Raw genomic sequence first — 25881 nt, forward strand, 5'->3', positions numbered from 1 at the left:
CTAGTCCCCGCGCAGCGCCCCGAGGTACTGCTCGGCCATGACCCGCTGCTGCCGACGCAACAGCGGTGCGACGAACCGCCACTTCGCGCTGGCCGGCCGCGAGAACTGCCGGATCTGCAGCCACACCGAGCCGTCCGCGGTGCGCTCGACGACGAAGGACTCCTCGCCCGACAGCGGGTGGCCCTCGAGCGTGCCGTAGGCGAAGCCCTTGCGGTCGGCCTCGTCGATGATCGACACGACCCGGACCGGCGCATGGACCGTCTGGCCGAACGCGTGCATCGTCAGCACCGCGCTGGTCCCCGCGGTGACGAGCGGGGTGCCGTCCGCGGCGAACTGCTCGACCCGGGGTGCGCCGATCGAGGCCGGCTTGATCGGCACGCCCTGCTCGTCGAACGTGACCGGGTTGTAGCGGACCTCGTCGTCGTCCGGGGCCTGGTCGACCCGGACGCCGATGCCGCTGCGCTCCTGGATCTGCCACGTGAGCGTCTGCGTGACGGCGGTCTCGAACCGCTGGTCGCCGTGGCCGATCCGCGCGCGCGACTCGGCCGGCGTGAAGCCCTCGGGCGGGTAGGTCATCAGGTCGGGTGCCTGGGTCGCACCGACGGCGCCGTACGTCAGTGCGGTCAGGTAGCCGCCGCGGTTGCTCACTTCTTCTTCTCCTCGACGTCGCCCGACAGTGCCGCGATGAAGGCCTCTTGCGGGACCTCGACCCGGCCGATCGTCTTCATGCGCTTCTTGCCCTCCTTCTGCTTCTCGAGGAGCTTGCGCTTGCGGGTGATGTCACCGCCGTAGCACTTCGCCAGGACGTCCTTGCGCATCGCCCGGATGCTCTCGCGGGCGATGATCCGGGCACCGATCGCGGCCTGGATCGGCACCTCGAACTGCTGCCGCGGGATGAGCTTGCGCAGTCGCTCGGTCATCAGCGTGCCGTAGGCGTACGCCTTGTCGCGGTGCACGATCGCGCTGAACGCGTCGACCTGGTCGCCCTGCAGCAGGATGTCGACCTTGACCAGGTCGGCCGCCTGGTCGCCGACGGGTTCGTAGTCCAGGCTGGCGTAGCCCTGCGTCTTGCTCTTGAGCTGGTCGAAGAAGTCGAACACGATCTCGCCGAGCGGCATCTGGTAGCGGATCTCGACGCGGTCCTCGCCCAGGTACTCCATCCCGAGCAGGGACCCACGCCGCTGCTGGCACAGCTCCATGATCGCGCCGACGTAGTCCTTCGGCGCCAGGACGGCGGCGCGGACCATGGGCTCGCGGACCTCGATGATGCGGCCGGTCGGGAACTCGGACGGGTTCGTGACCTCGGTGACGGTGTTGTCCTCGTTCGTGACCTCGTAGACCACGCTGGGCGCCGTCGTGATGAGGTCGAGGCCGAACTCGCGGGACAGGCGTTCGGTGATGATCTCGAGGTGCAGCAGGCCGAGGAAGCCGCAGCGGAACCCGAACCCGAGCGCGACGCTGGTCTCCGGTTCGTAGACGAGCGCGGCGTCGGACAGCTTGAGCTTGTCGAGGGCTTCGCGCAGGTCCGGGTAGTCGGAGCCGTCGATCGGGTACAGGCCCGAGAACACCATCGGCTTCGGGTCCGTGTAGCCGGGCAGGGCCTGTGTCGCGGGTCGCTGGGCACTCGTGACGGTGTCGCCGACCTTGGACTGCCGGACGTCCTTCACACCGGTGATCAGGTACCCGACCTCGCCGACGGACAGGCCCCTCGTGGACTTCGGCTCGGGGCTCGACACCCCGATCTCGAGGATCTCGTGCGTCGACTTGGTGGACATCATCTGGACCTTCTCGCGCGGGGCGATCGAGCCGTCGATCATGCGGACGTAGGTCACGACGCCGCGGTAGCTGTCGTAGACGGAGTCGAAGATCATCGCGCGCGGGGCCGCGGCAGCGTCGCCGACGGGGGCCGGCACGGTGCGCACCACACGGTCGAGCAGCTCGGGCACGCCGACACCGGTCTTGCCCGACACCCGCAGGACGTCCTCGGGCTTGCCCCCGATCAGCTGCGCGAGCTCGGCCGCGTACTTGTCCGGCTCGGCGGCCGGCAGGTCGATCTTGTTCAGGACCGGGATGATCTCGAGGTCGTTCTCGAGCGCCAGGTACAGGTTGGCGAGCGTCTGGGCCTCGATGCCCTGTGCGGCGTCGACGAGCAGGATCGCGCCCTCGCACGCAGCGAGCGACCGCGACACCTCGTACGAGAAGTCCACGTGCCCCGGCGTGTCGATCATGTTCAGCGCGAAGGTCTCGCCGTCGAGCTCCCACGGCATACGGACGGCCTGCGACTTGATCGTGATGCCGCGCTCGCGCTCGATGTCCATCCGGTCGAGGTACTGCGCGCGCATCGCCCGGTCCTCGACGATGCCGGTGATCGACAGCATGCGGTCGGCCAGCGTCGACTTGCCGTGGTCGATGTGCGCGATGATGCAGAAGTTGCGGATCGCCGCGGCCGGAGTCGCGGCGGGCTCGAGCGGGGTGGCTGCTTGTGGGCTCACGGTTCCTCGTCGGTGGGTGCTGCTGGGTGGCGCGCCCGTGGGCAGGACGGCTGACGTCGATTGTCCCATGCCCCGGACCAGGACCGGACGGGAGGCGCGGTGCGGCCTGGCACCGCGCCTCCCGTCCGTCCGGCCCGTCGCCCTCCTGCACCGCTCACGGTCGCGCGTCCGCGCGCCGGGTTCGGACGGCGCGCCGGTGCCGGCGGCGTGCCGCAGCGGATCACGTGGTCGAGCCGGAGAACTGGAACTCCACGTCGAAGGTGCCCGGTGTGGCGCTGTTCCGGACGGCCAGCGGCGCCGTCCACCGCAGCTGTCCTCCGGCCGGCAGGTGCACGCTCGTGCCCGTGCCCAGGACGGTCCCGCGCAACGACGTCCCTCCGGGCCCGAGGACGACCGTGGCGGAGATCGCCGGTACGGCGGTCCACGGGTCGTCCGGACTCGCCCGGTACGCGCCGACGAGCTTGCGCGTCCCCACGACGAAGTTGGTCCCCTGGGGTGCGGTCGCCTGGAAGACGGTCTGCCGCAGCGCGTCGATCGGCGCGGTGGTCGTCATCCCGAACGACACGTCGACGGTGTCGCCGACCCGGACGGTCGCCGGGGTGCCGTCACCGACGGGGGCGATCCCGCCGTTGACGGGCGGCGTCACCGTGCCGTCGCCGGTCAGGAACGACGTGTCGACCGTGCCGATCGGGTACCCACTGCCGTCGTCGCCCTCGAGCACGTCGTCGTTGCCGCCGCGGTTCCCCGTCCCGATGTGGAACCCGGTCAGCACGTTCTGCAGCGCCAGGCCGCCGTCGTGGGCAACCCACCGCCAGTCCTGCACTGCCGAGCCGTTGCACGGCGCGACGGAGAAGACCAGCCCGTACCCGGTCAGACACGCCGTCGGTGCGCTCGCGACGGAGAGCGGTCCGACGCTGTCCAGGACCGGTGTGGTCCACGCCGGCCCCCGGGCAGCGGCGGCAGCCGCCGACGTGCCGGCGAGGGCGCGACCGGCGTACCCGTTCTCGACCGCGGCGGCGAACCACTGCAGCTGCCCGGTGGAGTTCGAGGGCACCGTCGAGAACACGAGCGGTCCGGTCAGGCGCGCTGCCGTCGGCGGTGCGTCCGTCGGGGCGACGTTCGACGGGGCGGTGTCCGACGGGGCGGTGTCCGACGGGGCGGTGTCCGACGGAGTCGCGAGCGCGGGCTCCGCGCTCGGCGTGAGGGCGACAGCAGCGGCGATGGCGGCGGGGAGGACCACGGCGGTCGTCGCCGCGACGGAGACCGCGCGGAGCAAGCGGCGCACGGAGATGTTCCTGTCGTTCGGCACCGTGGTCAGTCCGTCTGCCCGGAGATCGTGAAGGCCAGGTCGTACGTGCCCGGTGTCGCGCTGTTCCGGACGGTCAGCGGAACGGTCCACCGGATCTGGCCGCCGGCGGGCAGGTGCACGCTGCTCGTGGCCGGGACGGTCCCGACGAGCGAGGTCCCCCCGGCCGCCAGGCGCACGGTGGCGGACAGCGCCCCGGACGTCACCCACGGGGCGTCCGGGGCGGTGCGCCACGCACCGACGATCGTGCGGGTCCCCACCACGAACCCGGCACCGGCGGGTGGCTTCGCGGTGATCCCGATGTCCTGCAGCGCGTCGATCGGTGCCGTGGCCGTCATCCCGAACGACACGTCCACGGTGTCGCCGATCCGGACGGTCGCCGGGGTGCCGTCGCCGACCGGCGCGATCCCGCCGTTGACGGGCGCCGTCACCGTGCCGTCGCCGGTCAGGAACGACGTGTCGACCGTGCCGATCGGGTAATGCGTGCCGTCGTCGCCCTCCAGGACGTCGTCGTTGCCGCCGCGGTTGCCTGTCCCGAGGTGGTTGCCGGTCTGCACGTTCTGCAACGCCAGGCCCGAGTCGTGGCCCACCCACCGCCAGTCCTGCATCGCCGAGCCGTCACACGACTGGACCGCGAAGTATCCGGTCAGGCACGACGTCGGCGCACTCACCACCGAGAGCGGCCCGACGCCGTCGAGCGACGGGGTCGTCCACGCCGGGCCTCGGGCTGCGGCGGCAGCGGCACTCGTGGCGGCGAGCGCACTGCCGTGGTACCCGTTCTCGACCGCGGCGGCGAACCACTGCAGCTGGCCGGTGGTGTTCGACGGCACGGTCGAGAACACGAGCGGCCCGGTCAGGCGCGCCGCTGTCGGATCGGCCCTCGACGGATCGGTGTTCGTCGGGGCGGTCGTCGTCGGTGCGTTCTTCGTCGGGACGGCCTTCGTCAGGACGGCGTCGGACGGGGCCGCAGGGGCGGGCACCGCGTTCGGAGTGAGGGCGACAGCAGCGGCGACCGCGGCAGGGACGACCACGACGGCGGTCGCTGCGATCGAGACCGCGCGCAGCAGCCTGCGCGGGGATGGGAGGTGGAGCACGTGATGGTCCTGTCGTTCGGTGGGGCCGGGTCAGTTCGTGGTGCCGGGTCAGTTCGTGGTGCCGGGTCAGTTCGTGGTGCCGGGTCAGTTCGTGGTGCCGGCGATGGTGAAGGTCAGATCGGACGTCCCCGGGGTCGCGGTCGCCGACGCCGTCAGCGGCACCCGCCATCGCAGGTCGGCTCCCTCGGGGAGCTGCACCGCGGCAGTCGGCTCGGCGATCGTGCCGGTGAACGTCCGCCCGTCCGCCGACACCGACCCGGCCGCCCGGAGTGCGGCCTGCGTGGCCCACGCGTCGGACGACGCCGGTCGGAGCGCGCCGTCGAGCGCGGTGAGCGCCGGGTCGAACGTCGTGCCGACGGGCGCCTGCACCGTGATCGTCGTGGCGTGCAACGCCGTGATCGCCGACGTCGTGCGCACGCCGACGAAGACGTCGGTGGTGCCGCCCGGGGCGACGGACGCCGGGGTGCCCTGTCCGAGCGCGTCGATGCCGCCGTTCGCGGGCGGGGTGACGGCACCGCCGCCGTCGGGCGTCAGGCGCGACAGGTCGTACAGGCCGGCGAACCCGACGCGGGGGAACCCCTGCAGGTAGTCGGAGTACGTGGCGTCCAGCGCCCCGGTCGACAGGTACCTCCCGGTGGCGGGGTTCTGCAGGGTGGTCCCGCCCGGGATCGTCGTCCACGCGAATTGCTGCTCGGGTGAGCCGTCACAGCGGAGCACGTGGTAGAAGACGCCGTACGTGTCGTCCGTCAGACAGCCGTCGTCGGACGTGCGGATGAGCGGTCCGGTTCCCCCGACCACCGGCGTGGTCCACTCGTCCCCCTGCGGGAGTGCAGACGCGCTCGTCGCGAACTCCGCGAACGCCGATCCCTGGTCCTCCCCCTTCGCGATGAACCAGCCGGTGCCGTCGGCGTTCGAGAAGACGAGTTCACCGCGCAGCCTGTCAGCCGCGGGCTGTGCGTCGGTCGCCGGGGCCGCCGGGCTCGCCGGGCTCGCCGGTGCAGCGGTCGCCGGGTCGGCTGTGCTCGCCTGCGCAGCGAGCACGGCGGACGCGAGGGTGGCCGCGACGACGGTCGCGGTCACGAGTCGGTGTGGGGATGGGCGGAAGGGCATGGTCGTCCTGTCGTGCGTCGATGTGGTCGGTGTGTGCTGTGGGTCGGATGCGGGTGCGGGTCGTGGTCGGTGCCTGTCGGGCACTCGCCCCGTCAGTCCGTGGTGCCGCTGATGGTGAAGCGCATGTCGACGGTGCCCGCGGGCGTGGTCGCGCCGGCGACGAGCGGGGCGCTCCACCGCAGCTCGGCGCCCTTCGGCAGCCGCAGCTGCGTCCCGGTGTCGCTGATCGTGCCCTGGAACGTGGTGCCGTCGGCCGAGAGCGATCCCGACACGGTCAGCGCCGGCTCGACCGTCCACGGGGCCGCGGCGTCCGACCGGACGGAACCGGCGAGGCTGGCGGTGCCCGGCCGGAACGACAGTCCCGCGGGTGCCGTGACCGTGACGCTCGACCGGTGCAGCACGCCGACGGCCGCGGTGGTGGTCATGCCGAACGCGACGTCCACCGGTTCCCCGGGCGCGACGGTCGCGGGGACGCCGATGCCGACCGGGTCGATCCCGCCACCCGTGGGCGGTGTGCCGCCGGACAGACGGGCCGTGTCGATCGCGCCGGCGTAGAACGCCCCGATCGAGCCCTGCAGAGAGTCGTCGTACCCGTTCGAGGCCGTCCCGAGGAAGGTCCGCGTGTCGGCGTTCCGCAGTCCGCGTCCGTTCGGCACGGTGTCCCACGAGTACCGCTGTGCGTCGCTGCCGTCGCACGCGACCAGGATCATGGCCGGGTCGTGCATCTGCAGGCAGCGGCCCGGGTCCTCCGCCGGTGAGATCACACCGGTGGCACCCTCGGCGGGGACGGTCCAGGTGCTGCCGGTGGGCAGACCCGCTTCCGTTGGCGACCAGAGGGCCTCCACGAACCCCTGGCCCTCTCGTGTGTCGCCGGCGATGAACCAACCGCTGCCGCCGGGGAAGAGCGTCTGGAACGCGAGCTCCCCGGTCAGTCGGTCGTCGGCTCGCGGGGCCGCGGGCGTCCCCTGGGACGGCAGCGCCTGCACGGAGACGATCGCCGCGGACACGATCGCGACGGCAGCAGCGGTCAGGGCGATCCCGGTGCGGGACCGGCGTGTGCGGTCGCCGCTCATCGGTTCGCCCCTGCGAGCGTGAACTCCAGGTCGTCGGTACCGGCGGCCGCCCCGGCGTCGGCCGTGACGTCGATCGTCCAGCGCAGCTCGGCGCCCGCGGGCAGCCGGACCGGGCTGCCCGTGTCGGCGATCGTCCCGGTGAACGTCCGCCCGTCCGCGGCGACGGAGCCGCCGACCTGCAGCCCGGGGTCGAACGTCCAGCCGTCCGTCGCGGCGGCTCGTGTCACGCCGTCGATGCTCGTCAGGTCCTTCGCGAACGTGGTGCCCGTCGGCGCGTGCACGGTCACCGTCGTCGCGGGCAGGGCGGCCACGGGCGCGGTCGTCCGGGCGCCGAAGTGCACCGCTGCCGAGTCCCCCGCGGCCACCGTGGCCGGTGCGCCCTGTCCTGCCGGGTCGAATCCACCGTTCGCCGGCGGCGTCGTCGCGCCCGCCGACCGCAGGAACGACGTGTCGACCACTCCGACGGGGATCGTCGAGCCGTCGTCGCCCTCGAGCAGGCCGTCGCCCGAGGTGCTGCTCGTCCCGACGTGGAAGCCCGTGTCGACGTTCTGCAGCGCGGTCCCGCCGGGCACGTCCACCCACGTCCACTGTTGCGGCGGCGTGGTGTCGCACGGGTGCACGGTGAGGACCTGGCCGTGCCCCGACAGGCACGACCCGGGGTCGTCGACGGGCGTGAGCGTCCCCGTCCCACCGAGAGCGGGCGTCGTCCACTCCGCTCCACTGCCAGCGGCGTCGATGGCGCTCGAGCCGGCGTTCGCCAGGCCGAGGCCCTGGTCGACCGCCGCCGCGAACCACAGCGTCCGGCCGGCCGGCGCGGTCGAGAAGACGATCGGGCCCACCAGCCGGTCGTCAGCGCGAGCCGACGCCGCGGCCGACCGGGCGTCGGGTGTCGCGTCGGCGACGGCCGGTCCGGCGACGGCCGACGCGGCGATCGCGCTCGACAGCAGCAGTGCGGCGACGACGGTCGCGGCCGTCGTGGGGCGAGGCGGGCGGAGGAAGGGGGTCATGCGGCAGGTCCAGTCGTGCGGGGGCAACGGAGCCGTCCCGACGCGTGACCACATCCGGACGAACACTTCGTATTCTACATATTGCTTGTCCGACCCGTGACACCGACGACACGACCCGTGCGCGTTGTCCCGCTCCCGCCATCCTGGTAGTGTTGCTTGCTGGCTTGCGCGTTCCCCGCCCACGGGTGGAACGCGAGACGACCAAGGGCCCCTCTACCCAGCGGTCGCATTCACCCGTACGAGACGAAGCAGGAGCACCACATGGCGAACATCAAGTCGCAGATGAAGCGCATCAAGACCAACCTGAAGGCCCAGGAGCGCAACAAGGCCTACAAGTCCGAGCTCAAGACGCTCATCCGTCACACCAACGAAGCCGTCACCGCTGGCGACAAGGAGAAGGCTGCTGCCGCTCTGGTCACCGCGACGAAGAAGCTCGACAAGGCCGTCAGCAAGGGCGTCCTCCACAAGAACCAGGCAGCGAACCGCAAGTCGGCCATCGCGAAGAAGGTCGCGTCGCTCTGACGCACCGATCCCCTCGGAAGCCCCGCACCCTTCGGTGCGGGGCTTCCGTCGTTTCCGGGGCCCGTCTGGTTCCGCCGCTTCCGGACGGAGGCGCGACCCGCCTCAGCGCGCCTCGCCGCGTCGGGCGATGGTCCGGACCATGACCTCGAGTGCGTAGTGGGCGTCGCGCGACCCGCCCTTCACCGCGGTGTCGGCCTCGGCGATGCTGATGATCGCGTTCGCCAGCCCGGATTCACTCCACCCGGCGACGTCGCGCTGTGCACGCTGCACCTGCCACGGCGCCATCCCAAGGGCGGCGGCGGCCTGCCCGCTGGACCCGCGGAACGCACTGACCTTGGCCATCGTGCGGATCTTGCTGGCGAACGCGGCCACGATCGGTACCGGGGCCTCTCCGGTCGCGAGCGCATGCCGCAGTTCCACGATCGCGGGCGCGGACCGCCCAGCGAGGGCGATGTCGGCGACCTTGAACGCGTTCGTCTCGACCCGGCCGCCGTAGTACTTGTCGACGACCTTGTCGGTGATCTCCTGCGCTTCGTCCGCCAGGAGCTGCCGGCAGGCCGCGGCCAGTTCGGCGAGGTCGTCGGCGAAGGCGGCCACCAGGGTCCGGACCGCCGACGGCGCGATCGCACGACGGGCAGCACGGAACTCGGCGTTGACGAAGTCGATGCGGTCGGTCTCGCGCTTGAGCTCGTCGCACTGCACCTCGATGCCGCCCCCGACACCGCCGCGGATCGTGTCCAGCAGCTTCTTGCCGCGGACGCCGCCACCGTGCCGGAGCACGAGGGTGACGTCGTCTGCGGGGGCGCCGAGGTACGAGATCGTCTCGGTGATGAACGCGTCGGTGCACTTCTCGACGTTGGTGACCCGCACCATCCGCGGTTCGCCGAACAACGACGGGCTGGCAAGGGTCGCCAGCAGGCCGGGCGCGTACTGGTCGGCTTCGAGGTCGTGGACCTCGAGCGCGGGGTCTTCGCCGACGAGCAGGTCGCGCAGCATGCCGGTGGCGCGCTCGGCCAGGAAGGTCTCGGGGCCGGTGACCAGCACGACGGGCGCGGGACGGATGCCCGACCACGGGACCTGATCGATCTTCGCGGCGGCGCGCGCGGGCTTCTTGGCGGGCATGCGTTCCTTCCGGTGGTGCGGGACCGAGTCTACGGGCCGCCGCCGACGAGGGCTGCCCTGCGGGGTCGGACGGCCGGTCGTCATGCCGCTCGGTCCAGACCTGGGGTCCGTCGGGGCCGCGGCGAACGACGATCGTGCCCTGCAGGTCGGTGCGGAACGGGGTCGTCCCCGCGGCCGCCAGCATCGCGAGGGCGCGTGCCGTCGGATGCCCGTAGGTGTTGTCCGCACCGACACCGATCAGGCCGACCGGTGCCGCAAGCTGCCGGTACAGTGCCGGGTCCTGGTCCGCGGACCCGTGGTGCGACACCTTGACCACGTCGACGCTCCCCGGCTCCGTCGTGCCCAGGAGCCGCCGCTGTGCCCGCTCGTCCAGGTCGCCGAGCAGCGTCGTGGACAGGCACGCGTCGCACCCGGGGGCACCGGACGTCGTGACGACGATGCTCGCGGCGTTCCCGCTGTCCGTGTCGCCGGCCGGCGGCCAGACGACCCGCCACGCGAGGGTGCCGAGCATGCCCGCGGTCTGGTCGTCGGCGCGCCGGACGTCCACCCCCGCACGCACCAGGTCGTCCACGACGGCCTGGTCTGCGGGACGACCGGTCGGGCCGACCAGGGCGACGTCGGACTGCGCGGCGACCTCGGCCACGGCGCCGACGTGGTCGCGGTCGAAGTGCGTCAGGACCAGCAGGTCGACGTGGTCGATGCCCAGCAGGTCGAGGCAGCTGCGCAGACGGTCCGGGTCGTCGCCCACGTCCACGAGCGCCGTCGCTGCTCCGTTGCGCAGCAGGGTGGCGTCGCCCTGCCCCACGTCGCACGCCGCCACGCTCCAGTCCGCCGGCAGCGATGCCCGCACGACGATCGTCGGCACCACCGTCGACGCGACCCCGACCACCACGACGACCCCCGCCACCAGCAGCACCCGCACGCGCAGCACGGCGCGGACCAGGACGGCGACGACGACCGCCGCGCTGACCACGACGGCCGCCCCCACCCCCACGATCCCGACCGGCCAGGGGACGGACGCCGCCGGGAGCGCGGCGGCAGCGTGGGCGAGCACTCCGATCGCCGCGGCCGGGGCCCAGGCGACCGCAGCGATCACCGACGCGCCCGCGGGCCAGACGGGCGCGAGCAGACAGGCGGCGAGTCCGAGCACCGTGACGACCGGCGCCAGGGGTTCGGCGAGCAGGTTCGCCGGGACCGCGTAGGTCGGCAGGGCCGGGGCCAGCGGGATCGTGAGCGGCCAGCACGCGACCTGCGCGGCGATCGGCACCGCCAGGGCAGCGGCGACCGGCGGCCAGCACCACCGACCGATCAGCACGGTCAGCGGTGGCGCCACGACGACGATGCCCGTCGTCGCCAACAGGGAGAGCCCGAACGCGAACGAGCGCGCGGTCCACGGGTCGACGACGAGCATGCCGAGTGCGGCCAGACAGATGAGCGGCACACCGCGGACCGGGCGACCGACCAGGTGGACGACGAGCACCACGACCGCCATCACCGTCGCCCGCACGATCGAGGGGTCCGGACGGACCAGGACGACGAACCCGACGAGCAGCACGACGGCGCATGCAGCACGCGGGAACCGTCCGAGCCCGGCAGCACGCCCGAGCAGCACGACGAGCGCCACGACGACGGCGCAGTTCGAACCGGAGACCGCCGTCAGGTGTGTCAGGGCGCTGGCCTCCATCGCGGTCTCGGTGTCCGCGTCGAGGCCACTCCGGTCGCCGATGGCGAGTCCTCGGAGCAGGGCGCCGCCGGGCTGCGGCAGGCTCGCGGTCACGGTGGCGAAGGCCGCGCGGACACGGTTCGTCGCCCCGACCATGCCCGCGGCGTCCGCCACCGTGGGCGTCCCGCGCAGGAACACCACGAACGCGGTCGCGGCGCCGGGATCGTCGGGTTCGACCGCGGCCGTCCCCGTCAGCGTCGCGCCCGCGCCGATCGTCCGGTGCCGTTCCGTGCCGAGCGGCGGGACGACCCGGACCGGCACGTCGAGGGCCGTCGCGTCGGCGACACCATGCAACGTCGCGAGGACCGAACGGTCGGGGGCGGCCAGGTCGCGGTCGAGGACGACCCGCACCGGGACGACGCCGGTGCCGCCGTGCACGAGGACGGCCGGGCTGCGCCGCACGTCCCCGACGGCCACCGCGACCCCGACCAGGGCGACGAGCAGCCCCGTCGCCCCCATCATCGCCCCGAGTGCCCGCAGGCGACCCGTCGTGGACCGTCCGGACGCCAGCAGCACCGCGCCGAGCAACGCGCTCGTCAGGGCGACCCACCACGCGGCCTGCGGGACGGCGACCAGCACCGCAGCCGCGACCCAGGCGGTGGCGACCGGCCCGGCGATCCGCAGGTCGGTCCGGCCCGGCGCGACGATCACACGCGCACCAGCGGCTGCAGCTCGGCGAAGCGGACGTCGCCGATGCCGCTCACCTCGAGCAGGTCCCGCGGCGACGAGAACCCGCCGTGTGCGTCGCGCCACGCCAGGATCCGCTGCGCCAGTGCCGGGCCGATGCCGGGCAGGGTCTCGAGCGCTGCCTGGTCCGCGGTGTTCAGGTCGACGACCGTGGTCGCGGCGTCGCCGCCCCCACCACCCGGCGAGGGAGCACCGCCACCCCCGTCACCGTCGAGCGCGGCCGGGATCTCGGTCTCCCCGACACGCGGGACGTACAGGCGCTCACCGTCCACGAGCGCCCGCGCCAGGTTCAGCCGGGCCAGGTCGGCGTCCGGCTCGGCTCCGCCGGCGGCGTCGAGCGCGTCGGCGACCCGGCTGCCGCTCGGCAGGGACACGAGTCCGGATCGAGCGACGGCACCGAGCACGTGCACGACGACCGGCGTGGCCGAGGCGGACGCCGCGCCCGACGGCGGGCCGGACGTGCCGCCGACGCCGCCGCCGCTGCCGCTGCCGCCACCGGACGGCGAGTCCCCCGCATGTGAGGAACCGGATGGACCGGGCGACACCGGGGCGGCGCCCGAGACCGACACCGTGCCCCCGGCGTCGCTCCCCCGTGCGCCGAGCACGATCACCAGCAGGGCGACCACGACGACGACCGCCGACAGGACGATCGCGGCGCGCGGGCTGAGCGTGAACCGGGACATGCCGGAACGCTACGGAGCCCGGCCGTCCGACCGGGCTCCGTGGCATGCGGCTGTGGAGCGGCGTCGACCGCCCCGGGGATGTGGAGGAGGCGCTACCCCTTGATGGCGATGTTCACGAGCTTCGGCGCCCGGACGATCACCTTCACGACCTCGCGGTCACCGATGTACCGCTGCACGTTGGCCGAGGCCCGCGCGAGCTGCTCGAGCTCGTCGGCCTCGATCGACTTGGACACCTCGAACGAGTCGCGCACCTTGCCGTTGACCTGCACGACCGCGGTCAGGGTCTCCTGCACGAGCAGCGTCGGGTCGGCCTTGCGCCACCCGTACGTCGCGACGGTGGTGTCGTACCCGAGCTGCTCCCACATCTCCTCGCCCGTGTACGGCGCGAAGACGCTCAGGCCGAGCGCGATGGTCTCGGTCGCCTCGCGCACCGCGGGGTCACCGGCGCCGGGGCCGCTGTCGATCGCCTTGCGGGTCACGTTCACCAGGTCCATCAGCCGCGCGATCACGACGTTGAACTTGAACGACTCCATCATCCCGGGGGCGTCGGCCAGGAACCGGTGGGTGACCTGGCGCAGGCCACGGTCGCCGTCCGCCCAGACGGCGTCGGGTGTCGAGGTGACGTCGGTCGCCAGGCGGTAGGCCCGGGCGAGGAAGCGCGCCGACGCGGCCGGTGAGACGTCCTCCCAGTTGATGTCGTCCTCGGGCGGGCCGGCGAAGCCCATCACCAGACGGATCGCGTCGACACCGTGCGCGTCGAGCTCGTCACCGAGCGAGACACCACCCTTGGACTTCGACATCTTCGAGCCGCCCGACAGCACCATGCCCTGGTTGAGCAGGGCCGAGAACGGCTCGGTGAAGTCGAGGTAGCCCAGGTCGAACAGCACCTTCGTGACGAACCGCGCGTACAGCAGGTGCAGGATCGCGTGCTCGACCCCGCCGATGTACTGGTCGACGGGTGCCCACTTGTTCACCAGCGCCGGGTCGAAGGCCCGGGTGTCGTCGTTCGCGGACAGGAAGCGCAGGAAGTACCACGACGAGTCCACGAAGGTGTCCATCGTGTCGGCGTCGCGCTTGGCTGGCGTGCCGTCGACCGGGTTCGGGACGTTCACCCAGTCCGTGGCGCCACCGAGCGGCGACGTGCCCTTCGGCTTCAGGTCGAGCCCCTCGGTGGAGGGCAGCACGACGGGCAGCTGGTCCTCGGGCACCGGGTACTCGGTGCCGTCCTCGCCGTGGATGATCGGGATCGGGGTGCCCCAGAAGCGCTGGCGCGAGATGAGCCAGTCGCGCAGGCGGTACGTCTTGGCGGCGCGACCGGTGCCGCGCTCGTCGAGCAGGGCGATCGCTGCGGTGATGGCGTGCTGCTTCGACATGCCGTCGAGCGGCCCGGAGTTGATCATCCGGCCCTGGCCGGTCAGCGCCTGGCCGGTCGACGCGGGATCGAGCGTCGGCAGGTCGAAGTCGTCGAGCGTCGCGCCCTCGGGGATCACCGGGATCGCACCGGTCACCGGCTGGTTGGTGTCGACCACGACCCGCACGGGCAGGTCGAACGCCCGGGCGAAGTCCAGGTCGCGCTGGTCGTGCGCGGGCACGGCCATCACCGCTCCGTGGCCGTAGTCGGCCAGCACGTAGTCGGCGGCCCAGATCGGCAGCCGTTCGCCGGTGAGCGGGTGGATCGCGAAGCGACCGGTCGGCACACCGGTCTTCGGGCGGTCGGCGTTCTGCCGGTCGATCTCGGAGGTCTTCTGCGTCGCCACCAGGTACGACTCGAATCCCGCGCGGGTCTCCTCGGAGACCGACGGGTCGGCGATCAGTTCGGCGGCCAGGTCAGAGTCCGGCGCGACGACCAGGAACGTCACGCCGTGGATGGTGTCCGGCCGCGTCGTGAACACCGTGACCGGCTCGTCGCGGCCCTCGATGACGAAGTCGACGTCGGCCCCGACGGACCGGCCGATCCAGTTGCGCTGCATCGCGATGACCTTGGACGGCCACCGCCCCTCGAGCTGGTTGAGGTCGTCGAGCAGGCGGTCGGCGTACTGCGTGATGCCGAAGTACCACTGCGTCAGCTTCTTCTTGACGACGACGGCGCCGGAGCGGTCCGAGGTGCCGTCGGGCAGCACCTGCTCGTTCGCCAGCACGGTCTGGTCCACCGGGTCCCAGTTCACCCAGCTGTCCTTGCGGTAGGCCAGGCCCTTCTCGTACATCTTCAGGAACAGCCACTGGTTCCACTTGTAGTACTCGGGGTCCGAGGTGTGGATCTCGGTCGACCAGTCGAACGACGGCGCGTACCGCTTGAACGAGGCCTTCTGCTGCTCGATGTTGGCGTACGTCCACGCCTTGGGGTCGACGCCGCGCTTGATCGCCGCGTTCTCGGCGGGCAGCCCGAACGAGTCCCAGCCGATCGGGTGCAGCACGTTGAAGCCCTGCTGCCGCCAGTAGCGCGCCACGAAGTCACCGAGCGCCCAGTTCTCGGCGTGGCCCATGTGCAGGTCGCCGGACGGGTACGGGAACATCTCGAGGATGTACTTCCGGGGTCGGCGGTCGTCGTGGTCGGTGGTGAAGAGGCCGAGCTCTTCCCAGCGGCCCTGCCACTTGTCCTGGATACGACGGAAGTCGTAGGCGGTCGGGTCCTCGACGTGCTGCTCGATGGTCACGGAACTCTCAATCGGTCTGGAGGCGCGGTGCACGCCGTCGGGGACGGGCGCCGGTCACCCAGATTACAAGGCACGAGCGACGGTCGCGGACGCGCCCGGCTCACGTGACGAGGCGGCCGTCCCGCATCCGGAGCGTCCGGGTCACCAGGTCCGCCGGGACGGGCACGTGTGAGACGACGAGGACGCTCCGACCGGCGCCCCGAGCGGTGGTCACCAGGTCGCGCAGCACACGGTCGCCGAGGTCGGGATCGACGTCGGCCGTCGGTTCGTCGAGCACCAGCACCGGGAACGCGTGCAGCAGCGCCCGCGCCAGGGCGAGCCGGTGCGCCTGTCCGCCGGACACCAGCCCACCGCGCTCCCCCACGCTCGCGTCCAGGCCGCCCCGAGCCCGGACCCAGGCGGCGAGGCCCACCCGGTCCAGCACCGCGAGCAGGTCGTCGTCCGTGGCGGTGTCCCGCGCGAACAGCAGGTTCTGCCGGATCGACTGGTCGAACACGAACGGGTCCTGCTCGATCAGCCCGATCCGCGCGCGGACGGCGTCGGGGTGCATCGCACGCGCCTCGACACCGTCGAGCGTGCAGCTGCCCCGGTGGTCGACGAACCGGACCAGGGCGTCGACCAGGGTGGACTTGCCGGCACCGCTCGGCCCTTCGAGCACGACGACCTCGCCCGGGTGCAGGTCGAACGACACGTCCTGCACGGCTGCTCGTTCCGCACCGGGCCAGCGCACCGTCATCCCCCGCACCGACAGGGTCACCGGCCCGTCGACCACCAGGTCGGCCGGGTCCGCGGGCTCGGCGGGCTCCTCGACCAGTCCGTCCGGCAGCGCGGACGGCACGACCTGGTCGACCCGTTCCGCTGCAGCCCGGACCCGTCGGAGCGTCAGCACCGCGAGCGGCACCGTGCCGACGACCTCGAACAACGCGAGCGGGACGAACACCGCCAGCGCCCAGAGCGGCCCGTCCAGGGCACCCGAGGCCACGTTCGGTGCCCCGACGGCCAGGATCCCGATCACGGCGCCGCCACCGACGAGCCCGACGAGCGCGCCCACGAGCGACTCCACCGTCGCGCGACGACGCACCGCGTGGGTGACGCGCCGGTCGAGCTCCTCGACGTGCCGCAGCCGTTCGTCGAGCGAGCCGTAGGCCGCGAACACGTCGAGCGTCCGCACGGTGTCGAGCACGAGGTCGGCGACGTGTCCCCGGTCGGCGGCCGTCGCGCGGTCGCTCGACCGGGCGATCGACGCCGTCACGACCGAGCCCACCAGCGCCGCGACCAGCAGGGCGACGAGCAGCACGAGCGCTGCGGGCAGCGACACGAAGGCCACGGCGACGACGGACAGCACGGCGGTCGTGCCGGCCGACACCAGCGGCCCGACGACCCGGATCGGCAGGTCCTGCAGCCGGTCGGTGTCGGTGACCAGCCGGGTGACCAGGTCACCGCGGCCGGTCGTGCCGAGCCCGGCCGGCGCGACGGAGACCAGCCGTCGGTACATCTCGGTGCGGACCACGGCGAGCTGACGGAAGGACGCGTCGTGCCCGGCGAGCCGGTCGACGTACCGCAGGGCGGCCCGTCCGAGTGCGAACGCGCGGACCCCGACCATCACGAGCGTCAGGTACAGGATCGGCGGATGCTCCGCGGCGCGCGTGATGAGGTAGCCGCTGGCAGCCAGCAGCGCCACCGCGCACAGCGCACTGAGCACGCCGGCGGCGACCGCCTTCGCCCAACCGGACCCCGTCGGCATCGCGAGCCGCAGGACCGAGCCGGGCCGAGCCTCCTGTCCGGTGCTCATGCGCGCACCCGGAGCGACGACGTGGCGACCGAGCCGGACGCGTCGACGGTGACGTGGACGTCCGCTGCGGCGACGACCGCCGGTCGGTGGCTGGCGACCACGACGACCGCACCCTGGTCGGCGAGTCGGCGGATCGAGCGGACGACCTCGGCCTCGGCGTCGGCATCGAGGGCCGACGTCGGCTCGTCGAGCAGCACGAGTCCGGTGCCGACGCGCTGGTGCCGGTACAGCGCTCGCGCCACGGCGACCCGCTGCGCCTGGCCGCCGGACAGGCCGGCACCGCCGGATCCGACCGGGAGGTCCGGGTCGAGTCCCAGCCCCAGCGCACCGAGTGCGGTCCGCACTTCCTGGAGCACGGGGGTCGCGCTGAGCGCGACGTTCTCGGCGACGGTGCCGCGCACCAGACGCGGGCGCTGGTCGGCCCACGCGATCCGGTCCGCGCGGGTCGTGCCGGCCGACCCCGGCACCGTGACGACGCCGTCGTGCGGCAGGACCCCGCGGATCGCGGCGATCAGGCTCGACTTGCCCGAACCGCTCGGGCCGGTCAGCGCGACGACCGTGCCGCGGGGTGCCTCGAGGTCGACGGGGCCGATCAGGGTGTCGTCGCGGCGCACGGTGACCCCGCGCAGGACGAGGACGTCCGTCGCGGGTTCGTGCTCGGGCTGGAGCTCGGCAACCGGGGCGTCGGTGTCAGCGTCCGCGTCCGCAGCGTCGTCGAGGACGTCGAGCACGGCCCCCGCAGCCGCGACGCCGTCCTGCGCCGCGTGGAAGTCGGCGCCGACCTGCCGGATCGGGGCGAACGCCTCGGGCGCGAGCACCAGCACGAACATCGCCGCACCGAGCCCCATCGACCCGTCGACCAGCCGGATGCCGATCGTCACCGCGACCAGCGCGACCGACAGGCTGGCGGCGAGTTCGAGGGCGAAACCGCTGACGAACGACAGCCGCAGCAGGCCGATCGTGCCGCGGCGGTACTCGTCGGTGATGATGCCGATGCGGCCGACCTGTCGCCGGGCGCGGCCGAACACCTTGAGCGTCGCGAGCCCCTCGACCGCCTCGGTGAAGGCGCCGCCCAGTCGAGCGAGCGCGTCGGCCTGGCGTTGCTGCATCGACTGGGTGGCCATCCCGATCAGGGCCATGAACACCGGGATCACCGGCAGGGCACACAGCACGATGAGGCCGCTCGTCAGGTCCCCCACGCCGATCGCCACCAGCAGCACGGGCGTGGCGACCGCGGTGAGCGCGAGTTGCGGCAGGTACCGGCCGAAGTAGGCGTCGAGCGCGTCGAGTCCCGGGCCGAGCGTCGTGGCGAACCCCGCGCTCGAGCGCTCCGCCAGCCACGCGGGCCCGCGCGCCGCCGCGCGGGCCAGCACCCGCGTGCGCAGTTCGCTCTTGACGGTGGCCGCAGCACGGGCCGCCAGGTCATCGGTCGCCCACGCCGCGACCGCACGGACCACGAACGCGGCGCCGAGCAGCGCGACCGTCGGGACGAACGCGGCCGGCACCACCCCGCCGTGCCGGACCACGTCGACCACCTCGGTCACCGCCGCAGCGATGCCCCAGGCGATCCCGACGGTCGCCACGGTGCGGAGCAGCCCCGTGGCAGCGGCGGCCAGGACGAAGCCCCGAGCGGACCGCGACAGACGCAGCAGACGCGGATCGAGCGGCTTCATCGTGTGGCCTCTTCCCGGTGGGTCAGTGTGCGGCGGCGGTGACGTGGGCGCGGGTGACGCGCTTGCGGAAGATCCAGTAGGTCCACGCCTGGTAGGCCAGGACGAGCGGCACGAAGACCAGCGCCACCCAGCTCATCACCGTGAGCGTGTAGGTCCCACTGCTGGCGTTGACGACCGTCAAGCTGTTCGCCGGGTCGTTCGACGCGGGCATGACGTCCGGGAACACCGCCGTGAACATCGCGAGCACCACCGCGGCGATCGTGACGGCCATCAGCGCGAACGCCCGGCCCTCGCGACCCCAGGCGGTGCAGAGCACCGCGAGCACCAGGGCCAGGGCGGCGACCACGGAGAGCACCAGGCTCGCCGGGGTGGCACGGACGACCGCCAAGCTGACCAGGAACGCCGCTGCCACGACGATGGTCACGATGCCGGCGCGGGTGGCCAGGCGCTTCGCCCGGGCACGGATGTCGCCCTCGGTCTTCAGGGCGATGAACACGACGCCGTGCGTGAAGAACACCAGCAGCGTCGCCAGCCCGGTCAGCACCGCGAACGGGTTGAGCAGGTCGAACACGGTGCCGGTGTAGTTGTGCCCGGCGTCCATCGGGATCCCCCGCACGACGTTGCCGAACGCGACGCCCCACAGGAACGACGGCAGGGCGCTGCCCACGATGATCATCAGGTCGAACCGGCGCTTCCACGCGAGTTGCTTGTCCTGGTGCCGGTACTCGAAGGACACCCCGCGGACGATGAGTGCCGCCAGGATCAGCAGGAGCAGCAGGTAGAAGCCGGAGAACATCGTGGCGTACCACTCCGGGAACGCCGCGAACAGGCAGGCGCCGGCGACGATCACCCAGGTCTCGTTGAGGTCCCAGACCGGGCCGATCGTGTTGATCATGACGCGGCGGTCGGTGTCGTCGCGGCCCAGGAACGGCAGCGCCATCCCGACACCGAAGTCGAAGCCGTCCAGCACGAAGTACCCGACGAAGAACAGTCCGACGATCGCGAACCACAGAACGGGCAGGTCCATCTCAGTACACCGTCACTTCGTGCTTGACCTCGCCGGTGGTCTCGTCGACCTCGGCCGGCGCGGCGGGACCCTCTTGTGCGACCTTCTTGATGAGCCGGAACTCGACGACCGCCAGGCTGCCGTAGATGAGCGTGAACACGACGAGCGAGATCAGGACCTCGAGCCCCGTGACGTTCGGCGACACCCCGTCTGCGGTCTTCAGCAGCCCGAACACCAGCCACGGCTGCCGGCCCATCTCGGTGAAGATCCAGCCGACGATCATCGCGGCCATCGGCAGCGGCACCGCCCACGTCGCGATCCGCCACACCCAGCGCTGCGTCGGGAACCGGCCCTTGCGGGTCAGCCACAGGCCGGCGAGGGACACCATCACGGCGCCGACGCCCAGCGCGATCATCCAGCGGAACGACCAGTAGGTGACCCAGATGACCGGCTTGTAGTCGCCGGGGCCGTAGACCTGGCTGTACTCGGCCTGCAGGTTGTTGATCCCCTCGACCGTGCCCGTGAACGTGTGCGTCGACAGGAACGACAGCAGGTAGGGCACCCGGATCGAGAACAGCTCGTGCACGCCGTCGGGTGTGCCGAGCGTGAAGATCGAGAACGAGGCGTCCTTGCCGGTCGCCGTGTTGTACAGCGCCTCGGCCGAGGCCATCTTCATCGGCTGCGTGTCGACCATCGTGAGGCCGAGCTGGTCCCCGGTCAGCACCGTGAGCGCACCGGCCGCGACCATCGTCCACAGGCCGAACTTCAGCGCCGGCAACATCGTCTCCAGGTGCTGGTTGCGCGCCAGGTGGTACGCCGCGACCGCGATGATCACGCCGGCCGCGACCATGAAGCAGGCGAACAGGGTGTGCGGGAAGGCTGCCAGTGCGACCTTGTTCGTCAGGACGGCCCAGATGTCGGTCAGCTCGGCGCGGCCCTTCGCCTGGTTGATGACGTACCCGACCGGGTGCTGCATGAAGGCGTTGGCGGCGATGATGAAGTACGCCGACATGATCGTCCCCGCGCTGACGCACCACATGCTCGCCAGGTGCAGGCCCTTCGGCAGGCGGTCCCAGCCGAAGATCCAGATGCCGATGAACGCGGCCTCGAAGAAGAACGCCAGGATGCCCTCGAGCGCCAGCGGAGCGCCGAAGACGTCCCCGACGAAGCGGGAGTAGTTCGACCAGTTCATGCCGAACTGGAACTCCTGCACGATGCCCGTGACGGTGCCCATCGCGAAGTTGATGAGGAAGATCCGGCCGAAGAACCGGGTGAGCTGCAGGTAGTGCGCCCGGCCCGTGCGGTACCAGGCGGTCTGGAACACGGCGACGACCACCGCCATCCCGATGGTGAGCGGGACGAACAGGAAGTGGTAGATCGTCGTCAGGCCGAACTGCCAGCGCGACAGGATCAGGGGATCGAGGATGTCGTTCATGCGGCTGGACCGGTCGGGCACGCCGCGCGCAGGTGCTGCACGTCAGTTGCTTCCTGTAGGAGGGCACTTGTTGCCGTCACACCGTCGGGACACCTCCACGCTACCCATCGGACACCATGTTCGACAAGTTGTAGAACCGGCGGCTGCACGAACGTGCACAGGCGGTGCACGGCACAACCGTGCGGAACTGATGTGCCTGTGATGCGCTCCTGATGTACCTGGGCGAACGACGACAGGTGCCGGGCTACTGCCCGACACCTGTCGTCGTACTACCGGATCGTGCTGACTACAGCAGACCCTTCTCGGTCAGGAAGTCCTTGGCGATCGTGGACGCCTTCTCCTTGTCCGAGGTGCTCTTCGTGTTGAGCTCGATGAGCGCATCGGTCGTCAGGACCTTGCTCACCTTGTCGATGTCGGCAGCGGCCTTGTCACTGACCTTGCTCGAGACGACCGGCGTGACGTTCTGCGGCAGGATCAGGTTCTTCGGGTCCTTGAGGGACACGAAGTCGTTCGCCTTGATGCTCGGGTCGGCGCTGTAGATGTCGGCGAGCTGCACCGTGCCGTCCTTGAGCGCCTTGACCGTCAGCGCCCCGCCCGAGTCTTCGATCGCCTTGAAGTCGACGTCGACGCCGTACTCGGACTGCAGCCCCTTCGGGCCGTACGGCCGGGTCTGGAACTCGGAGTTCGCGCCGACGGTGAGCTTGTCGCTGACCTTCGACAGGTCGGACAGGCTGGTGACGCCGTTCTTCTCGGAGAAGTCCTTGGTCACGGTGTAGCTGTCCTGGTCGGTCGCATCGGCGGCGTCGAGGGCACGCAGGCCCTTCGGCAGCGCCTTCTCGAGGCCGGCCGAGATCTCCGACGCGGTCTTCGCGGTCGAGTTCTTGTCGTAGTACTGCAGCAGGTTGCCGCTGTACTCCGGCATGACGTCGATCGCGCCCTTCTGCAGCTGCGGGAGGTAGACCTCGCGCTGGCCGATGTTGAAGTTGCGCTTGACGCTGAAGCCGTCCTTCTCGAGGACCTGGGAGTACAGCTCGGCGATGATCTCGTTCGAGTAGTACTGCTGCGAACCGACGACGATGGTCTTCGAGTCGGACGAGGCGCTGGAGCCGCTGTCGAGCGGGCTGCTGGACGAGCAGCCGGCAAGCGCGGCTGCGACGCCCACGGCCAGCGCTGCGGCGATGCCGGCGCGGATCTTGGGTGCTGTGATCACGAGGGGGTTCCTTCCGGGATGGGATTGCGGGCTCGCTCGCGCGATCCCTTGCGTCCCCCCGCGGTCCGGCCGGAGACGCCCGCGGGCACCACCGCCCGCTGCAACAGGGAGAAGACGATCTCGAACGCGATCGCGAGCGCGATCACGAGGATGGAGGCGCCGAGCATCTCGGCGTAGTCCTGGGTCTTGAGCCCGAGGAACACGTAGCCGCCCAGGCCACCGGCGCCGACGTACGCGGCGAGCGTGGCCGTTGCGACGACCTGCAGCACGGCGGCGCGGATGCCGCCGATCAGCAGCGGCAGCCCGAGTGGGACCTCGACCTTGGTCAGGATCTGCCACCCGGTCATGCCCTGGGCACGGGCGGCGTCGACGGTGACCGGCTCGACGGACTCGATGCCGGAGTAGGCCCCCGCGAGCACCGACGGGATCGCCAGGATCACCAGCGCCAGCAGCGGTGCCTGCAGGCTGACGCCGAGCACGAGGCCGAACAGGGTCAGCACGCCCAGCGTCGGCAGGGCGCGGATGCCGCCGGACAGGGCGATGGCCACGCCACGGGCACGACCGGTGTGCCCGATGAGCCAGCCGAGCGGCACGGCGATGACCGACGCGATGAGGACGGCGAGCAGCGAGATCCAGATGTGCTCCCCGAGCCGGGTCGGGATCGCGTTGTAGCCGGAGTAGTTGGTCGGGTCGAACACCCAGGCGAAGGCCTGTCCGATGATCACGAGGTCACCTCGGCCGCCTGCAGCACACGACGCGCCTGCCGCTTGGAGACGGTGGTCTTCCGGGTCCACGGCATCACGAGCCGGCCGAGCAGCACGAGCAGCCCGTCGATCGCGAACGCCAGCACCAGGACCATCACGATGCCGGACACGATCTCCTCGGTGATGCCGCGACCGATGCCGTCCGTGAACAGGGACCCGAGGCTCTGGATGCCGAGCACCGCGCCGACCGTGGTCAGCGAGATCGTCGACACCGCCACGACGCGCAGGCCGGCGAGCAGCACCGGGCCGGCGAGCGGCAGGTCGACGCGGAAGAACCGCTGCGCTCCGGAGTAGCCCATCGCCGTCGCCGCGGACACCGTGGGCGCGTCGACGGACTCAAGCCCGTCGACCGTGGACCGGACCATCAGCGCGAGGCCGTAGAGCGTCAGACCGATGACCACGTTGACCGGGTCCTGCAGACCGGTTCCGAGGATGCTCGGCAACGCGATGAACAGCGGCAGCGACGGGATCGCGTAGAGCAGCCCGGCGACGGTGACGATGCCACCGCCGACGCTGCGCGTCACCGGACGGCCACCTGCCCGGCGCAGCCGGACGACCAACCAGCCGATCGGGATCGACAGCAGGAAGCTGATGATGATCGGCGGGATCGCGATCGTCAGGTGTGCGACGACGTCGTCCCAGATCGTGTCGGTGTTGGCGAGCACCCAGTTCACCGGGCGCTCCCACCCTGCGCCGGAGCACCCGTTGCGTCGGAGGACGCAGCGGCCTTGTTCGTGGCGGACGGTTCACCCTGCACGGCGGCAGCAGCGTCGACCACCGGAGCGGGGCCGGTGAGGACGCCGGCCGCGCGACCGTCGCCGTCGACGACGATCGGACCGGTGGGGGTCTGCTCGATGCGCAGCGCACGGCGACCGCGACCGGCACCGATGAAGTTGGCGACGAAGTCGTCGGCGGGCTCGGAGAGGATCTGTGCCGGGGTGCCGAGCTGGGCGATCTCGCCGCCCTTCTTCAGGATGACGACCTGGTCGCCGAGCTTGAAGGCCTCGTCGATGTCGTGCGTGACGAACACCACGGTCTTGCCGAGCTCACGCTGCAGCCGGATCAGCTCGTCCTGCAGGTCGTTGCGGACCAGCGGGTCGACTGCACCGAACGGCTCGTCCATCAGCAGGATGTTCGGGTCGACCGCCAGCCCGCGGGCGACCCCGACGCGCTGCTGCTGTCCGCCCGACAGCTGCGACGGGTACCGGTCCGCGAACGCCCGGTCGAGTCCGACCGTGTCCATCAGCTCGAGTGCGCGCGACCGTGCCTCGGCCTTGGCGACGCCGGTCAGCAGCGGCACGGTGGCGATGTTGTCGACGACCTTGCGGTGCGGCAGCAGGCCGGAGCTCTGCATGACGTAGCCGATGCTGCGGCGGAGCTTGACGGGGTCGACGTCGGCGACGTCCTTGCCGTCGATGGACACGGAACCCGACGAGGGGTCGACCATCCGGTTGATCATGCGGAGCAACGTCGTCTTGCCACAGCCGCTGGACCCGACGAAGACCGTCGTGGTTCGGGAGGGGATGACGAGGTCGAACCGCTCGACGGCGTTGGTGCCGTCCGGGTACGTCTTGCGCACGGAGCGGAATTCGATCATGGGGTGGGTGCCCTTCTGGTGGGAGGTAGCCCGACTCCGAGTGAGAGTACCCGTCAGGACCGACACCGGTTGCACCGCGTGTCGAATCGTGACGTGTCGCGGACAGCCCGGCTCCGCCGGAGGACGCTCAGGAGGCTGCGACGACCTTCTCGAGGTAGCCGCGGCTCATGACGCGGTACGCCTCGATCAGCGCGGTGTCCGGGTGCTCACGGTCGCGGTGCGCACGAGCGAGCAACGCGTGCGAGGACTCGGCCAGGACCACCCAGGCGCGGGTGACGTCCTCGTTGTCCGGCATGCCGAAGCGTTCGTGCAGGATCCCGCCCACGGCGGCACCGAGCGCCGCCATCCGGTCGTCGTCGGCGCCGACACCGGCGTCCGCCGGGTCGCCGAACCGGATCGCCCGGAAGCCGGGCTCGGTCCGGTACATCTCGCTCGTCATGTCGATGAGCGCGTCGCAGGCTTCCTGCCAGGTCGTGGCCGCGCTGGACTCGAGGGCCTGCACGAACCGGGCAGCCAGACGCTGCGTGGAGCGGATCGCCAGGGCTTCGACCACGGCGATGCGGTCCGGGAAGTACCGGTAGACCGTGCCGATGGACGCCCCCGCCCGCTCGGCGACCATGGCCGTGGTGAGCCGTTCGAACCCGATCTCGTCGATCACCGCAGCAGCGGCGTCGAGGAGTCCGGCGAGGCGCGCCGAACTGCGGGCCTGGACCGGCTCGTTCCTGAGCAGTGATGATCCCCCCGGCAGTGCGTTCGAAACCTCGGTGACGAGCACGTGAACTCCTTCTCGCGGCGACCGCGGGCTGATTGTGTGACGGGGCAACTCTCGCAGAGCCCGCCTGGAACATCGCTGCGATTCACAGGGTGTCGGAACCGGATCGTGGACCGATCCACGCTGGTCGGGACCGGATCGCCCGACGATCCACGGGTG

General features: G+C 71.6%; 20 protein-coding genes and 1 pseudogene. 1 reads left to right on the forward strand and 20 read right to left on the reverse strand.

The annotated features are described in order from the left end of the window. The 7 genes from MT346_RS00325 to MT346_RS00355 all read right to left on the reverse strand — a co-directional run bounded on the left by MT346_RS00325 (position 1) and on the right by MT346_RS00355 (position 8082). The gene (locus MT346_RS00325; protein WP_243560596.1) at positions 1 to 648 is read right to left on the reverse strand and encodes a DUF1990 family protein; all 648 of its coding nucleotides are present in this window, start codon (positions 646 to 648) and stop codon (positions 1 to 3) included. Beyond that, on the reverse strand, positions 645 to 2492 hold the full coding sequence (gene lepA / locus MT346_RS00330) for a translation elongation factor 4 (protein ID WP_243560598.1): 1848 nt from the start codon (positions 2490 to 2492) through the stop codon (positions 645 to 647). The genes MT346_RS00325 and lepA overlap by 4 nt, the downstream gene beginning before the upstream one ends. Before the next feature lie 220 nt (positions 2493 to 2712). Further along, entirely contained in the window at positions 2713 to 3777 is a 1065-nt protein-coding gene (locus MT346_RS00335) for a hypothetical protein (RefSeq protein ID WP_243560600.1), read from the reverse strand. A 29-nt stretch (positions 3778 to 3806) separates the two neighbouring features. Further along, on the reverse strand, positions 3807 to 4892 hold the full coding sequence (locus tag MT346_RS00340) for a hypothetical protein (RefSeq protein ID WP_243560602.1): 1086 nt from the start codon (positions 4890 to 4892) through the stop codon (positions 3807 to 3809). A gap of 84 nt (positions 4893 to 4976) precedes the next feature. Continuing rightward, positions 4977 to 6002 (reverse strand): hypothetical protein, encoded by a 1026-nt coding sequence (locus tag MT346_RS00345; protein ID WP_243560604.1) that lies wholly within the window; start codon positions 6000 to 6002, stop codon positions 4977 to 4979. Between the two features lie 92 nt (positions 6003 to 6094). Further along, complete coding sequence (locus MT346_RS00350; protein WP_243560606.1) at positions 6095 to 7075, reverse strand: hypothetical protein; 981 nt, start codon at positions 7073 to 7075, stop codon at positions 6095 to 6097. After that, entirely contained in the window at positions 7072 to 8082 is a 1011-nt protein-coding gene (locus tag MT346_RS00355; RefSeq protein ID WP_243560607.1) for a hypothetical protein, read from the reverse strand. The genes MT346_RS00350 and MT346_RS00355 overlap by 4 nt, the downstream gene beginning before the upstream one ends. A 261-nt stretch (positions 8083 to 8343) precedes the next feature. Between MT346_RS00355 and rpsT the strand changes: the two genes are divergently transcribed. Beyond that, on the forward strand, positions 8344 to 8604 hold the full coding sequence (gene rpsT / locus MT346_RS00360; RefSeq protein WP_243560609.1) for a 30S ribosomal protein S20: 261 nt from the start codon (positions 8344 to 8346) through the stop codon (positions 8602 to 8604). Between the two features lie 102 nt (positions 8605 to 8706). Here the strand turns inward: rpsT and holA are convergent, their stop codons facing one another. From holA to MT346_RS00425, 13 genes and pseudogenes are all read right to left on the reverse strand, one after another. Next, positions 8707 to 9726, reverse strand: a complete 1020-nt coding sequence (gene holA / locus MT346_RS00365) for a DNA polymerase III subunit delta (protein WP_243560611.1) — start codon at positions 9724 to 9726, stop codon at positions 8707 to 8709. Between the two features lie 658 nt (positions 9727 to 10384). After that, a pseudogene (locus MT346_RS18550) lies at positions 10385 to 11911 on the reverse strand (ComEC/Rec2 family competence protein); the annotation flags it as partial. Between the two features lie 185 nt (positions 11912 to 12096). Beyond that, positions 12097 to 12819, reverse strand: coding sequence for a ComEA family DNA-binding protein (locus tag MT346_RS00375; protein ID WP_243560614.1), 723 nt, complete (start codon positions 12817 to 12819; stop codon positions 12097 to 12099). 92 nt (positions 12820 to 12911) lie between these two features. Further along, positions 12912 to 15473, reverse strand: a complete 2562-nt coding sequence (gene leuS / locus MT346_RS00380; RefSeq protein WP_243560617.1) for a leucine--tRNA ligase — start codon at positions 15471 to 15473, stop codon at positions 12912 to 12914. Positions 15474 to 15573: 100 nt separating this feature from the next. Continuing rightward, entirely contained in the window at positions 15574 to 17265 is a 1692-nt protein-coding gene (gene cydC / locus MT346_RS00385) for a thiol reductant ABC exporter subunit CydC (protein ID WP_243560619.1), read from the reverse strand. After that, positions 17262 to 18938 (reverse strand): thiol reductant ABC exporter subunit CydD, encoded by a 1677-nt coding sequence (cydD, locus tag MT346_RS00390; protein ID WP_243560621.1) that lies wholly within the window; start codon positions 18936 to 18938, stop codon positions 17262 to 17264. The genes cydC and cydD overlap by 4 nt, the downstream gene beginning before the upstream one ends. 22 nt (positions 18939 to 18960) lie before the next feature. After that, positions 18961 to 19965, reverse strand: coding sequence for a cytochrome d ubiquinol oxidase subunit II (cydB, locus tag MT346_RS00395; RefSeq protein ID WP_243560623.1), 1005 nt, complete (start codon positions 19963 to 19965; stop codon positions 18961 to 18963). A gap of 1 nt (position 19966) precedes the next feature. After that, the gene (locus MT346_RS00400; RefSeq protein ID WP_243560624.1) at positions 19967 to 21379 is read right to left on the reverse strand and encodes a cytochrome ubiquinol oxidase subunit I; all 1413 of its coding nucleotides are present in this window, start codon (positions 21377 to 21379) and stop codon (positions 19967 to 19969) included. Positions 21380 to 21665: 286 nt separating this feature from the next. Beyond that, the gene (locus tag MT346_RS00405) at positions 21666 to 22589 is read right to left on the reverse strand and encodes an ABC transporter substrate-binding protein (protein ID WP_243560626.1); all 924 of its coding nucleotides are present in this window, start codon (positions 22587 to 22589) and stop codon (positions 21666 to 21668) included. Beyond that, on the reverse strand, positions 22586 to 23314 hold the full coding sequence (locus MT346_RS00410) for an ABC transporter permease (protein ID WP_243560628.1): 729 nt from the start codon (positions 23312 to 23314) through the stop codon (positions 22586 to 22588). The genes MT346_RS00405 and MT346_RS00410 overlap by 4 nt, the downstream gene beginning before the upstream one ends. Further along, positions 23311 to 24027 carry an ABC transporter permease gene (locus MT346_RS00415; RefSeq protein ID WP_243560630.1) on the reverse strand — a complete coding sequence of 239 codons (717 nt, stop codon included), beginning with the start codon at positions 24025 to 24027 and terminating at the stop codon, positions 23311 to 23313. Before MT346_RS00415 ends, MT346_RS00410 begins: the two co-directional genes overlap by 4 nt. After that, positions 24024 to 24950, reverse strand: a complete 927-nt coding sequence (locus tag MT346_RS00420) for an ABC transporter ATP-binding protein (protein WP_243560632.1) — start codon at positions 24948 to 24950, stop codon at positions 24024 to 24026. The genes MT346_RS00415 and MT346_RS00420 overlap by 4 nt, the downstream gene beginning before the upstream one ends. A gap of 127 nt (positions 24951 to 25077) precedes the next feature. Then, positions 25078 to 25725, reverse strand: a complete 648-nt coding sequence (locus MT346_RS00425) for a TetR/AcrR family transcriptional regulator (RefSeq protein ID WP_243560634.1) — start codon at positions 25723 to 25725, stop codon at positions 25078 to 25080. Positions 25726 to 25881 lie beyond the last annotated feature (156 nt).

The sequence above is a fragment of the Curtobacterium sp. VKM Ac-2922 genome (genome assembly GCF_022815645.1).
Lineage (GTDB): Bacteria > Actinomycetota > Actinomycetes > Actinomycetales > Microbacteriaceae > Curtobacterium.